Origin of the sequence: Paracoccus sp. UBA5162, assembly GCF_002413585.1 — a bacterium.
Classification (GTDB): Bacteria; Pseudomonadota; Alphaproteobacteria; order Rhodobacterales; family Rhodobacteraceae; genus Paracoccus.
Window position 1 is genome coordinate 631 of record NZ_DHXG01000025.1, and the last position, 12643, is coordinate 13273.

Here is a 12643-nt window from a genome sequence, read left to right on the forward strand (position 1 = left end):
TCCTCGATCTTCCATTCGATCGGCAGGCCGTGGCAATCCCAGCCGGGAACATAGCGTGCATCGCGGCCCATCATCTGCTGGCTGCGGACGATGAAATCCTTCAGCACCTTGTTCAGCGCATGGCCGATATGCAGGTTGCCGTTCGCATAGGGCGGGCCGTCATGCAGGATGAACGGCGCGCGGCCATCGGACGCCTTTCGCAAGGCGTCGTAGATGCCGATCCGCGCCCAGCGGGCCAGCCATTCGGGTTCGCGGGCGGGCAGGCCCGCCCGCATCGGGAAATCGGTCTGCGGCAGGAAGACGGTATCGCGGTAGTCGGGCGCGTCGGGGGCTTTGGTATCGGCGCTCATCGGCGGGCGTTCCTTTGTCGGGCATTCAGGATTCGGATCAGGGCAATCCCGACGGCGCGATATCTTACGCCGCCGGGCCGCTAATTCGAAAGGAGAAGGCCGCAAAATCCATGCCTGCCTCTATAGGAAGGCGGCAGGCGGGCTGCAAGCGGCTGCCGGTGCGCGCGATTGTCATGGTCGCGTCGGCCGGCGCCGGCTAGAATCGGCCCATGATCCAGTCCGCCGAACGCCTCGCCGCTGTCAGGCGCTTTGTCCGCGCCCGATACGGGCTGCGGGGCACGCTTGCGCTGCATCGCCAGGCGCTTGGCTGGGATCTGCTGCGCGCGCCCGTCAATGTGGCGCTGTCGCCGGTCTTCCTGATCCTGCGGCTGGCTGCCGCGCTGCTCAGCCGTCTCGGTGCAAGGCGGGCGGGCGCCTGGCTGGCGGCGCGGCGCATTTTCCTGACCTCGAACGTCGCGCGACGGATCACGGCCGATCTCCAGGCTTTCGTGGCCGATCTGGATGCGCGGGGAATCGGGCCGGACGCGCCGCCCGACCTGACCCGCGCCCGGATCGAGGCCCATGCCGAGATCCGCAACGCCGTGGCCGAGATCACCACATCGCTGATCGTGCTGGGCGCGGGGCTGCTGCTGTTTCACCGCGCAACGCCCGGTATCATGTCGCTGGCAGGCCCGGTTGCGCGGATGCGGGCCGAGGCCGAGGCCTTGCGCGATTTCACCCTGGGGTCGCGACTGGGCGGGGTCTGGTATTCGGTCTTCCCGGTCGAGCTGTCGCCCTGGCAGGTCGTCGCGACCGGGCTGGCCCTTGCGATCACGGCCTCGCTGGTGACGACCTTCGCCGGGCTGATCGCGGATCCGATCCAGCTTGTCACCGGCACCCATCGCCGCCGCCTGATGCGGATGCTGGACCGCCTGGACCGCGCCGATGCCGCCGGCGGGCTGGAGCGGGAACATCTGATGGCCCGGATCGGCGATCTGTCCGATGCGGCGCTGTCGCTCTGGCGAACCCTGCGCGGCTAGGCCGGACGCCGGGCCGTCAGCAGGTAATTCACCGACAGATCGCGATCCGACAGCGACCAGCCGAATCCGATCGGGTTGAAGACCATGCCCTTGCGGTCCGCGACCTCGAGGCCGCAGGCCGCGGCCATCGCGCCCAGTTCGTCGGGGGTGATGAAGCGTTGCCAGTCATGCGTGCCGCGCGGCAGCCAGCGCATCACCCATTCCGCGCCGATGATCGCGGCACCGAAACTGCGCGCGGTGCGGTTCAGCGTGGACAGGATGACCAGCCCGCCCGGCCTGACCAACGCCTGACAGGTCGCCAGGAAAGCCGCCGGATCGGCGACATGCTCGACGATTTCCAGCGCCAGCACCGCGTCGAAGACCTCGCCGTCCTGGGCCAGGGCCTCGGCCGTGGTGACGTGATAGCTGATGTCCAGCCCCTGCCCCTCGGCGTGAAGCCGCGCCACCTCGATGTTTCCGCTGGCCGCATCCGCACCCGTGACCGAGGCACCCAGCCGTGCCATGGGTTCGGCCACCAGCCCACCGCCGCAGCCGATATCGAGCACCCGCAGATCGCCGAACGGACGCGCCCCGCGCAGATCGCGACCGAACTCGGCCGCGATCTGCGCGGTGAGATAGTCCAGCCGCACCGGATTCATCATGTGCAGCGGCCTGAGCTTGCCCTTCGGATCCCACCATTCGGCGGCCATCGCCTCGAATTTGGCGATCTCGCCCTGATCGATGCTGGTCATCTGGTCCTGTCCTTCTGGCAGCCGGTTGCTTCTGGCCTTATAATGTGGAGATGGACCGATTGGCAGAACAAATCGCCGCATCACGGGACCGCCTGCATCCCTCGGGCGAGCCCTATGACCACCGGATGCTGGATGTCGGCGACGGCCACCGGCTGTATGTGGAACAATACGGCAATCCCGAAGGCCGCCCCGTCATTGTCCTGCATGGCGGTCCGGGCGGCGGTTGCAGCCCTTTCATGCGCCGCTTCTTCGATCCCAGCCACTACCGCGTCGTCCTGTTCGACCAGCGCGGCTGCGGACGCTCGCGCCCCTCGGCCTCGGTTCGGGCGAACACCACGCAGCACCTGATCGCGGATATGGAAATGATCCGCGAGACGCTGGGGCTGGCCGACTGGCTGCTGTTCGGCGGCAGTTGGGGCGCGACGCTGGCTTTGGCCTATGCGCAGGCGCATCCTGACCGGGTGACCGGGCTCGTGCTGCGCGGCGTCTTTCTTGGCCGCCGGACCGAGCTGGATTGGTTCTATGGCGGCGGCGCGGGCCGTTTCTTTCCCGATCTGTGGCGGCGGTTCCAGGACCCGATCCCCGAAGCCGAGCGCGGGAACATGATCGCGGCCTATCACCGCCGCCTGTTTTCCGACGATCAGGGCCGGCAGGGTCGCTACGCCCTGCCCTGGCTGATGTGGGAAAACGCGCTGGCCGGCTTGCAGGCCGCGCCCGTCAGCCACGCGCCCGCCGATTATGCCCGCGCCTTTGCCCGGCTGGAAAACCACTATTTCATGAATGGCTGCTTCCTGAGCGAGAATCAGTTGCTGGAGGATCGGCATCTGATCGAACACCTGCCGGCGGTGATCGTGCAGGGCCGATATGACATGGTCTGCCCGCCGCTTGGCGCGCATGATCTGGCGCAGGGATGGGCGAATTGCGATCTGCGGATCGTTCCAGCCTCGGGGCATGCTTTGTCGGAACCCGGAATCTCGGCCGAATTGCTGCGCGTCATGGATGCGTTGCGCGACCGGAACCAGCGAGAGGATTAGGATGCTGTTCGCGATCTTTCTGATTGCCTGTCTGGCGGCCGCCGCGACAGGCATGGTGTTCAAGCCCGGCGATTGGTACGAAGGATTGGCAAAGCCCGCCTTCACGCCGCCGAAATGGGTCTTTCCCGTCGCCTGGAGCGTGATCTACCTGCTTCTGGCCTGGGCCGCCGCGCGACTGGCCGTTCTGCCCCGAAACGGCATCGTCATGGCGCTGTGGGCCGCGCAGATAGCCCTGAACACGCTGTGGACGCCGGTCTTCTTCGGCGCCCACCGGATGGGGTTCGCGATGGCTGTCATGGCGGTGCTGTGGCTGGTCGTGGCGGCGCTGGTCACGCTGGCTTTCCGGCTGGACGCGGTGGCCGCGGTCATGCTGCTGCCCTATCTTGCCTGGCTATGCGTGGCGGCGGCGCTGAACTGGCGCATCTGGCAGGACAATCCGGGTGCCGGCGGGGTCTGACACGCCCCGCTTGCAATCCCCGCCTCAGGGGTCTATATGCCTGCTTGACAGCGGTGCAGGCTTCCACCCCCTGCCCACCGGACGCTTCTGCTTGGGCCCGCTGCGGGCCCTTTTTTCCATCCGAAGGACGCCATGTCGAACGACCTGATCGCCAAGACCGCCATTGACCGGCGCCTGGCCGAGATCATCACCCCGGTGATCGAGGATCTGGGCTTCGAGCTGGTGCGCGTGCGTCTGCAAGGCGGCAAGACAGCGACCTTGCAGATCATGGCCGACCGGCCGGAAGGCGGCATCAACGTGGAGGATTGCGGCGACATCTCGGTCGCGGTCAGTGCCACGCTGGATGTCGAGGATCCGATCGAGGACGCCTATCACCTGGAGGTCAGCAGCCCCGGAATCGACCGGCCGCTGACCCGGCTGAAGGATTTCGCGACCTTCGAGGGCTATGAGGCCAAGCTGGAGACGAACCAGCCGATCGACGGCCGCAAACGCTGGAAGGGCGTGCTGGCGGGCGTCGAATCGGGCGATGCGGGCGACGAGGTTCTGCTGAACATCGAAGAGGCCGGCGAGATCCAGACGATCGGGCTGAATTTCGACTGGCTCTCGGATGCGAAACTGGTGCTGACGGACGAACTGATCCGCGAAATGCTGCGCCAGAAGAAAGAGGCCGGAATCGCGATCGACAACCTGGACGAAAGCGCCTTTGACGCGGTGGAAACCGAAGACGATGGCGGAACCGACGAAAACGAGGGCGCCGAGCGCGCCGATACCAAGGAGTAAGTGATGGCGATCACCTCTGCCAATCAGCTGGAACTTCTGCAAACCGCCGAGGCGGTCGCGCGCGAGAAGATGATCGAGCCGGAACTGGTCATCGAGGCGATGGAGGACAGCCTCGCCCGCGCCGCCAAGTCGCGCTACGGGTCCGAGATGGACATCCGCGTCAAGATCGACCGCAAGACCGGCAATGCCACCTTCACCCGCGCCCGGACCGTCGTGGACGAGGAAGAGCTTGAGAATTATCAGGCGCAGCTTACCCCGGCGCAGGCCAAACCCTATTTCGAGGCGCCCGGGGACGGGCGCGCCCTCTGGATCCGCGATGGTGCCGCGATCGAGGATTTCTCGGGCGCGCCGCAGCCCGGCGACGTGTTCGAGGAGCAGGTTCCGCCCGTCGATCTGGGCCGCATCGCCGCGCAATCGGCCAAGCAGGTGATCCTGCAACGGGTCCGCGAGGCCGAACGCGACCGCCAATACGAGGAATTCAAGGACCGCGCCGGCACGATCATCAACGGTATCGTCAAGCGCGAGGAATACGGCAACATCATCGTCGACATCGGTCGTGGAGAGGCGATCCTGCGCCGCAACGAAAAGATCGGCCGCGAAAGCTATCGCCCGAACGACCGCATCCGCGCCTATGTCAAGGACGTGCGCCGCGAGACCCGCGGGCCGCAAATCTTCCTGTCGCGCACCGATCCGCAATTCATGGCGGAACTGTTCAAGATGGAGGTGCCGGAAATCTACGATGGCATCATCGAGATCAAGGCCGTGGCCCGCGATCCGGGCAGCCGCGCCAAGATCGCGGTCATCAGCTATGACAACAGCATCGACCCGGTCGGTGCCTGCGTGGGGATGCGTGGCTCTCGCGTGCAGGCCGTGGTCGGCGAATTGCAGGGCGAGAAGATCGACATCATCCCGTGGAACGATGATCAGGCGACATTCCTCGTGAACGCCCTGCAACCGGCCGAGGTCAGCAAGGTCGTCTTCGACGAGGACGCCAACAAGATCGAGGTCGTGGTGCCGGATGAACAGCTCAGCCTCGCCATCGGCCGTCGCGGCCAGAATGTTCGCCTGGCCAGCCAGCTGACCGGTCTGGATATCGACATCCTGACCGAGGAAGAGGAATCGAAGCGCCGTCAGGCCGAGTTCAACGCCCGCACCGCGCTGTTCATGGAGGCGCTGGATCTGGACGAATTCTTCGCGCAGCTTCTGGTCGCCGAAGGCTTCACCGATCTGGAAGAGGTGGCCTATATCGACCAGGACGAGCTGCTGACCATCGACGGCGTGGACCAGGGCACGGCCGAGGAATTGCAGGCGCGCGCCCGCGACGTGCTGGAAGCCCGCGCCAAGGCCGCACTGGAGAATGCCCGCGCCCTGGGTGCCGAGGACAGCCTTATTGACTTCGAGGGGCTCACTCCCCAGATGGTCGAGGCATTGGCAAAGGATGACGTGAAGACGCTGGAAGACTTTGCCACTTGCGCCGATTGGGAACTGGCCGGCGGCTGGACCACGGTCAATGGCCAGCGCGTCAAGGATGAGGGGCTTCTGGAGCCTTTCGAGGTCTCGCTGGAGGAGGCGCAGACGATGGTGATGACGGCCCGCGTCATGCTGGGCTGGGTCGATCCGGACGAACTGGTCGCCGCGTCTGCCAATACGGCCGAAGGCGAAACCGCAGAGGAGGCCGGGGCGTGACGCCCCGGATTGTCCCGCTTGAGCCGCGGTGGTCGCATCAAGGAACGAGATGAGCCCGAAAGGCGCTGCATCGTCACCGGCGAGGTCCAGCCCAAGGCCGGTCTGATCCGTTTCGTTGCCGGTCCCGACGGACAGGTGGTGCCGGATCTGGCCGAAAAGCTTCCGGGCCGCGGCATCTGGGTCACGGCCGACCGCGCCGCCATCGCAAAGGCGGCGGCGAAGGGGCTTTTCTCGCGCGGCGCCAGGGCCCGGGTCGGGGCGCCGGACGGCCTGGCGGACCTGGTCGAGGCCGGTCTGGCGCGGCGCGTCGTGGACCTGATTTCGCTGACCCGCAAATCGGGTCGTGCGGTGGCCGGGTTCGAGAAGGTCAAGGGCTGGCTGGCCGAGGGGCGGGCCAAGGTTCTGCTTCAGGCCAGCGACGGCTCGGAGCGCGGCAAGGGCAAGCTGTGGACGCCGACCGGCGGGCGCTGGTTCGGCTGCCTGACCGCATCAGAATTGGGTTTGTCCTTCGGGCGCGATCATGTCATACACGGCGCGCTTGCGGCGGGTGGCCTGACGGACAAGGTGATCTTGGAAGCCGGCAGACTGACGGGTCTGCGCGGGCATGACGGCGGCAATTCGGCCGTCGGGAAGGAATGAAGACGCAGATGAGCGACAAAGACGGAAAATCGACCCTCGGGCTGGGCGGCAGCGGCCGCTCGGGTCAGGTCAAGCAGAGTTTCAGCCATGGCCGCACCAAGAGCGTGCTGGTGGAAACCAAGCGCAAGCGTGTCGTGGTGCCAAAGACCCCCAACGTGCAGGGCGGCGCTGGCGACAAGCCGAAATCGCCCATCGTCGCGAAACATGCCGGTGATCCGTCCAGACGCCCTGCCGGGATCTCGGAAGCCGAGATGGAGCGCCGCCTGAAGGCCCTTGCCGCCGCCAAGGCGCGCGAGGCCGACGAGGCCGCCGCCCGAGAGGCCGACGAAAAGGCCCGCGAGGAGGAACGCGAACGCCGCCGCGCCGAAATCGAGGCCAAGGAGCGTGAGGATCGCGAACGCGAGGAAGCCCTGAAGGCCAGGGAAGAAGAGGATGCCCGCCGCGCCCGCGAAGCCGAGGAAAAGGCCAGGCGCAAGGACGAACCGAAGAAGGAAAAGGCCCCGGCAACCGCCGCCGCTACGCCCGATCAGGCTGCCATCGAGGCTGCCGCCGCACGCGCCGAGACCAAGGGCGTGTCGGCCGGCGGACCGCGCAAATCCGACCGCGACCGCGCCGACCGCGGCGCTGATCGCGGCGACGCGCGCGGAAAGGGCGGTCGCGACGACAACCGCCGCTCGGGCAAGTTGTCGCTGAACCAGGCGCTGAGCGGTGGCGAAGGTGGCCGCCAGCGATCCATGGCGGCGATGAAGCGCAAGCAGGAACGCGCCCGCCAGAAGGCGATGGGCCAGCAATCCCGCCCCGAAAAGGTGGCGCGCGACGTGCAGTTGCCGGAAACCATCGTGGTGCAGGAACTGGCCAACCGCATGGCCGAACGCGCCGCCGATGTGGTCAAGTCGTTGATGAAGATGGGCATGATGGTGTCCATGAATCAGCCGCTGGACGCCGATACCGCCGAACTGGTGATCGAGGAATTCGGGCACAAGGCCGTCCGCGTCAGCGATTCCGATGTCGAACAGGTCATCGACCAGGTTCAGGACAAGGCCGAGGATCTGCAACCGCGCCCGCCGATCATCACGATCATGGGCCATGTGGACCACGGCAAGACCTCGCTGCTTGACGCGATCCGCCATGCCAACGTCGTCTCGGGCGAGGCCGGCGGCATCACCCAGCATATCGGCGCCTATCAGGTAAAGGCCGATTCGGGCGCGATTCTGACCTTCCTCGACACGCCGGGCCACGCCGCCTTCACCTCGATGCGGGCGCGCGGCGCCAATGTCACCGATATCGTCGTGCTGGTCGTGGCGGCGGATGACGCCGTGATGCCGCAGACCGTCGAGGCAATCAATCACGCCAAGGCGGCCGGCGTCCCCATGATCATCGCGATCAACAAGGTCGACAAGCCCGACGCCGATCCCGACAAGGTGCGCAGCGCGCTGCTGCATCACGAGGTGGTCGTCGAGAAGCTGTCAGGCGATGTGCAGGATGTCGAGGTGTCGGCCAAGACCGGACAGGGCCTGGATCAATTGCTGGAATCCATAGCACTCCAGTCCGAGATCCTGGAACTGGTGGCCAATCCCGACCGCGCCGCACAGGGCGCGGTGATCGAGGCGCAGCTTGACGTGGGACGCGGCCCGGTGGCGACGGTTCTGGTCCAGAACGGCACGCTGAAGCGCGGCGACATCTTCGTCGTGGGCGAGCAATGGGGCAAGGTCCGGGCGCTGATCAACGACAAGGGCGATCGTGTGGAAGAGGCCGGTCCTTCGGTCCCTGTCGAAGTGCTGGGCCTGAACGGCACGCCCGAGGCCGGCGACGTGCTGAACGTGGTCGACACCGAGGCCCAGGCCCGCGAGATCGCCGATTACCGCAGCCAGGCCGCCAAGGACAAGCGCGCCGCCGCCGGTGCCGCGACCACGCTGGAACAGCTGATGGCCAAGGCCAAGGCCGACGAAAGCGTGGCCGAACTGCCGGTGGTCGTGAAGGCCGACGTGCAGGGTTCGGCCGAGGCGATCGTGCAGGCGCTGGAAAAGGTCGGCAACGATGAGGTGCGCGTCCGCGTGCTGCATTACGGCGTCGGCGCGATCACCGAATCCGATATCGGCCTGGCCGAGGCAAGCAATGCCCCCGTGATCGGCTTCAACGTGCGCGCCAACGCGCCCGCGCGCAACGGCGCAAATCAGAAGGGCGTCGAAATCCGCTATTACTCGGTCATCTATGACCTCGTGGATGACATCAAGGCGGCGGCGTCGGGTCTGCTTTCGGCCGAGGTTCGCGAAAACTTCATCGGTTACGCCGAAATTCGCGAGGTCTTCAAGGTGACGGGCGTCGGCAAGGTCGCGGGCTGCCTGGTCACCGAAGGCATTGCCCGCCGCAGTGCCGGGGTGCGTCTGCTGCGCGACAACGTGGTCATTCACGAAGGCACGCTGAAGACGCTGAAACGGTTCAAGGACGAGGTCAAGGAAGTCCAGTCCGGCCAGGAATGCGGCATGGCCTTCGAGAATTACGACGACATCCGTCCGGGCGATGTCATCGAGATTTTCGAGCGGGAAGAGGTCGAGCGCAAGCTGTAGCCTTTCGCGCCTGTGTATGGAAAACGGGAAAAGGGCGGCACCAAGGCCGCCCTTTTCTGACTCGGTCTCTCTGATTGGATCGGCCGGCCTTCACGGTCGCGGGCCGTCAAGCGCCGACCGGCTTGCCCTCATAGGTTCGCGAACCGACCCGAACCACGGCGTTGCCATTCGGCATCATGCGTTCGAACAACCCCTGGATCAGGATATATCCGCCGATCGAGATCGTGCGTATCATGTCAAGTCCTCTGCTGCCTCTGACCCCAAGCTGTCACGAAATGGTTAAGAAAGAAGTAACAACTGCCGAATCTGGCACTTTCGGATGCAGTTTTTCATCGATTTCGGGCGACATGCGGCCTCAAAGCCACGATTGAAGCATCGGAATGAGGGGAATATCGGCCGGAGGCATGGGGTAGCTGCGCAAATCACGCGCCCGCGCCCAGGCCAGCCTCTGCCCCTCCTGGGGGCGGGCGATTCCCTGCCATTTGCGGCAGGCATAAAGCGGCATCAGCAGATGAAAACCGTCATAGGCATGGCTGGCAAAGGTCAGCGGGGCGAGGCAGGAATTCCACGTCTCGATCCCCAGTTCCTCGTGCAATTCGCGAATCAGCGCGGCTTCGGGCGTCTCGCCGGGCTCGACCTTGCCGCCGGGAAATTCCCACATCCCGGCCATCGACTTGCCCTCGGGCCGCTGCGCCAGCAGCACCCGCCCGTCCGGGTCGATCAGCGCGACAGCGGCGACCAGAACGGTCTTCACGACCGGTAATCGGCGTTGATGTCGATATAGCCATGGGTCAGGTCGCAGGTCCAGACGGTGCGCGAACCCTGGCCCAGACCCAGATCGACGCCGATCAGCAAATCCTGGTTCTTCATATAGGCGCTGGTCTTCGCCTCGTCGTAATCGGGCGCGCGCCAGCCGTTTTCGGCCAGAACCATGTCGCCAAAACGGATCGTCAGCCGGTCGCGGTCGGCCTCGGCCCCCGATTTTCCCACGGCCGCGACGATGCGGCCCCAATTGGCGTCCTCGCCGGCGATGGCGGTCTTGACCAGCGGAGAATTGGCAATGGACATCGCGATCGTTCTGGCCTCGGCGTCCGACACCGCGCCGGTGACCCGGATCTCGACGAATTTCGTCGCCCCTTCTCCGTCGCGCACCACCTGATGCGCCAGATCGCGCATCACATCGTGCAGCGCGTTGACAAAGGCGATTCCGGCCACATCCTCCAGCGAGGAGATCGGCGCGGCCGTGCTTTGATTCGTCGCGGCCAGAATCAGCGCGTCCGAGGTCGAGGTATCGCTGTCCACCGTGATCGCGTTGAAGGTCGTCTCCAGCCCCGATGACAGCGCCTGTTGCAACAGATCGGGCGCGATCTTGGCATCGGTGAACAGATAGACCAGCATCGTCGCCATGTCGGGCGCGATCATGCCCGACCCCTTGGCGATCCCGGCGATGCGGATCTCGCCGCCTTCGCCCGGCAGGATGGCCGAGGCCCCCTTGGGAAAGGTATCTGTGGTCATGATCGCGCGCGCGGCATCGGCGATCCCGCGCCGGCTGAGCCCGGCCTTCAGGTTGTCGATGATCGCGAGGATGCGTTCATGCGGCAGCGGCTCGCCGATCACGCCGGTCGAGGATGAAAACACCCGGCTTGCCGGCATGTTCAGCGCGCTTGCCACGGCGCCGGTCACGGCATCGACCGATTCCTGCCCACGCGCGCCGGTGAAGGCATTGGCATTGCCGGAATTGACGATGATCGCCGCGCCGTCGGGTGCGTCGCCGCCCGAGGCCAGCTTGGCCTGGTTGTCCAGCACGCAGGCGGCCCGCGTCGAGGACCGGGTAAAGGCCCCGGCGATCGCGGATCCCGGCGCGATGCGGATCAGGGTCACATCCGTGCGACCCTGATACTTGACGCCGGCCGCGCCACTGGCGAATTCGACGCCGGCAATGACCGGCAGATCGGGAAAGCGCGCCGGAGCCAGCGGCGAGACAGGTTGCCCCGCCTTGCCCATCATTGCGCGTCCAGAAGGGCGGTCTCGTTCAGCAGCGCCGGATCCAGCCCCTCGGTCTTTTCAACCTTGGCATCCGAGGTGATCTTTTCGATCGCCGCCTCGACCTTCTGGCGCCGCACCATCTGCACCACCTGATCCCTGACCTCGTCCAGCTTCGGGGCTTCCTTCACGCGGGTGTCGTTCAGCTTGATCACATGCCAGCCGAACTGCGTCTGGACCGGATCCGAGACCTGGCCCTTTTCCAGCCCCTTCACGGCGTCCGAGAATTCCGGCACCATCTGATCGGCGGTGAACCAGCCCAGATCGCCCTTGTTCGGCCCGCTGGGACCGGTCGAATTCTCTTCGGCCAACTTGCCGAAATCGGCGCCCTCATCCAGTTGCTTCTTCAGATCCTTGGCCTTGTCCTCGCTGTCGACAAGGATATGGGCGGCCGAATATTCCGTCTTCGCCTCGGCATTGCCGAACAGCTTGTCATAGGCGGCCTTGACCTCGTCCTCGCCGGGCTGCGGCTCGGCGATCTTGCCGACTGCCTCGGCGGCCAGAACGTTGCGTTTCTGCAACTCGATCTGGGCGCGGACGCCTGCGCTCTCGGTGCCGGTTTCGGCCACGGCGGCCTGACGGATCAACTGGTCCAGCATCATGTCCCAGAGTGCCTGGTCGGGCATGTTCGCGGTCTGCGGATCCTGCTGCATGGTCTGCTTCATCACGATCATCTCGCCCAGCGTGATGTCCTGCCCGTTGACGGTGGCAACGACCGTGTCGGCGGTCTGATCCTGCGCCATGGCAAGGGCGGGAACCATCAGAGGCGCCGCGATGACGGCCGCAAGAATCGAACGTTTCAGCATGGAAGTTCCTTTGCATGTCGCGGCGCGGCCCCATCCCGGGACCGGGCCAGCGTTGACAGTCAGGCGGACGAGGCATAAATCCCCACGGAACGCGGAAGGTGCCGCCGCCGGCTTCGTTCGGCCCCCTGATACGGCAATGCGGAAGGCGGGGGCAAGTGGCCCGCTTCTGACAGCCTTTCCCAACAACGTGATTGCGAAGGTGACATGCTCGGCATTGGTTCTATGGCGAAGAAGGTCTTTGGCACGCCAAACGACCGCAAGGTTAAATCGACCCGGCCGCTGGTTGCCCGGATCAACGCGCTGGAAGAGGATTTCAAGGCGCTGTCCGATGACGGGCTGATCGAGAAGACCCGCGAGTTCCAGAACCGCGTCAGGGACGGCGAAAGCCTTGACGCGATCCTGCCCGAGGTCTTTGCCAATTGCCGCGAGGCGGCGCGCCGCGCGCTTGGCCTGCGCGCCTTCGACGTGCAGCTGATGGGCGGGATCTTCCTGCATCAGGGCAATATCGCCGAAATGAAGACCGGCGAGGGC

13 protein-coding genes and 1 pseudogene are annotated in these 12643 nt (G+C 65.6%); 8 read left to right on the forward strand and 6 right to left on the reverse strand.

The window, feature by feature from the left end:
* Positions 1-350, reverse strand: a 350-nt coding sequence (locus B4A72_RS03230; protein ID WP_292978082.1) for a class I tRNA ligase family protein, incomplete at its 3' end; no start/stop codon positions are given.
* 209 nt (positions 351-559) lie between these two features.
* Here B4A72_RS03230 and B4A72_RS03235 point away from each other — a divergent pair.
* Positions 560-1369 carry a DUF6635 family protein gene (locus tag B4A72_RS03235; RefSeq protein ID WP_292954595.1) on the forward strand — a complete coding sequence of 270 codons (810 nt, stop codon included), beginning with the start codon at positions 560-562 and terminating at the stop codon, positions 1367-1369.
* On the opposite strand, the gene ubiG is transcribed toward B4A72_RS03235, so the two are convergent.
* Entirely contained in the window at positions 1366-2100 is a 735-nt protein-coding gene (gene ubiG / locus B4A72_RS03240) for a bifunctional 2-polyprenyl-6-hydroxyphenol methylase/3-demethylubiquinol 3-O-methyltransferase UbiG (protein ID WP_292954598.1), read from the reverse strand. The two genes, B4A72_RS03235 and ubiG, sit on opposite strands and share 4 nt — an antisense overlap.
* A 50-nt stretch (positions 2101-2150) precedes the next feature.
* Between ubiG and pip the strand changes: the two genes are divergently transcribed.
* The 6 genes from pip (at position 2151) to infB (ending at position 9263) form a co-directional block, all read left to right on the forward strand.
* Positions 2151-3134: a prolyl aminopeptidase gene (gene pip, locus B4A72_RS03245; RefSeq protein ID WP_292954601.1), complete on the forward strand. Its 984-nt coding sequence runs from the start codon at positions 2151-2153 to the stop codon at positions 3132-3134.
* A 1-nt stretch (position 3135) separates the two neighbouring features.
* Positions 3136-3591: a tryptophan-rich sensory protein TspO gene (gene tspO, locus B4A72_RS03250; protein ID WP_292954604.1), complete on the forward strand. Its 456-nt coding sequence runs from the start codon at positions 3136-3138 to the stop codon at positions 3589-3591.
* 132 nt (positions 3592-3723) lie between these two features.
* Positions 3724-4371, forward strand: a complete 648-nt coding sequence (rimP, locus tag B4A72_RS03255) for a ribosome maturation factor RimP (RefSeq protein WP_292954607.1) — start codon at positions 3724-3726, stop codon at positions 4369-4371.
* 3 nt (positions 4372-4374) lie between these two features.
* Positions 4375-6057 (forward strand): transcription termination factor NusA, encoded by a 1683-nt coding sequence (gene nusA / locus B4A72_RS03260; RefSeq protein ID WP_292954610.1) that lies wholly within the window; start codon positions 4375-4377, stop codon positions 6055-6057.
* A gap of 18 nt (positions 6058-6075) precedes the next feature.
* Positions 6076-6696, forward strand: a complete 621-nt coding sequence (locus tag B4A72_RS03265; protein WP_292954613.1) for an RNA-binding protein — start codon at positions 6076-6078, stop codon at positions 6694-6696.
* 8 nt (positions 6697-6704) lie between these two features.
* Entirely contained in the window at positions 6705-9263 is a 2559-nt protein-coding gene (infB, locus tag B4A72_RS03270) for a translation initiation factor IF-2 (protein WP_292954616.1), read from the forward strand.
* Positions 9264-9369: 106 nt separating this feature from the next.
* On the opposite strand, the gene B4A72_RS03275 is transcribed toward infB, so the two are convergent.
* From B4A72_RS03275 to B4A72_RS03290, 4 genes are all read right to left on the reverse strand, one after another.
* A complete protein-coding gene (locus B4A72_RS03275; protein ID WP_292954619.1) occupies positions 9370-9498 on the reverse strand; it encodes a hypothetical protein in 129 nt (42 codons plus the stop codon).
* A 120-nt stretch (positions 9499-9618) separates the two neighbouring features.
* Positions 9619-10017 carry a (deoxy)nucleoside triphosphate pyrophosphohydrolase gene (locus B4A72_RS03280; RefSeq protein ID WP_292954622.1) on the reverse strand — a complete coding sequence of 133 codons (399 nt, stop codon included), beginning with the start codon at positions 10015-10017 and terminating at the stop codon, positions 9619-9621.
* On the reverse strand, positions 10014-11270 hold the full coding sequence (gene argJ, locus B4A72_RS03285) for a bifunctional glutamate N-acetyltransferase/amino-acid acetyltransferase ArgJ (RefSeq protein WP_414692154.1): 1257 nt from the start codon (positions 11268-11270) through the stop codon (positions 10014-10016). Before argJ ends, B4A72_RS03280 begins: the two co-directional genes overlap by 4 nt.
* Positions 11267-12112 (reverse strand): peptidylprolyl isomerase, encoded by an 846-nt coding sequence (locus B4A72_RS03290; protein ID WP_292954625.1) that lies wholly within the window; start codon positions 12110-12112, stop codon positions 11267-11269. Before B4A72_RS03290 ends, argJ begins: the two co-directional genes overlap by 4 nt.
* Positions 12113-12316: 204 nt before the next feature.
* On the opposite strand from B4A72_RS03290, the pseudogene B4A72_RS03295 reads away from it, so the two are divergent.
* Positions 12317-12643: pseudogene (locus tag B4A72_RS03295) on the forward strand (preprotein translocase subunit SecA); the annotation flags it as partial.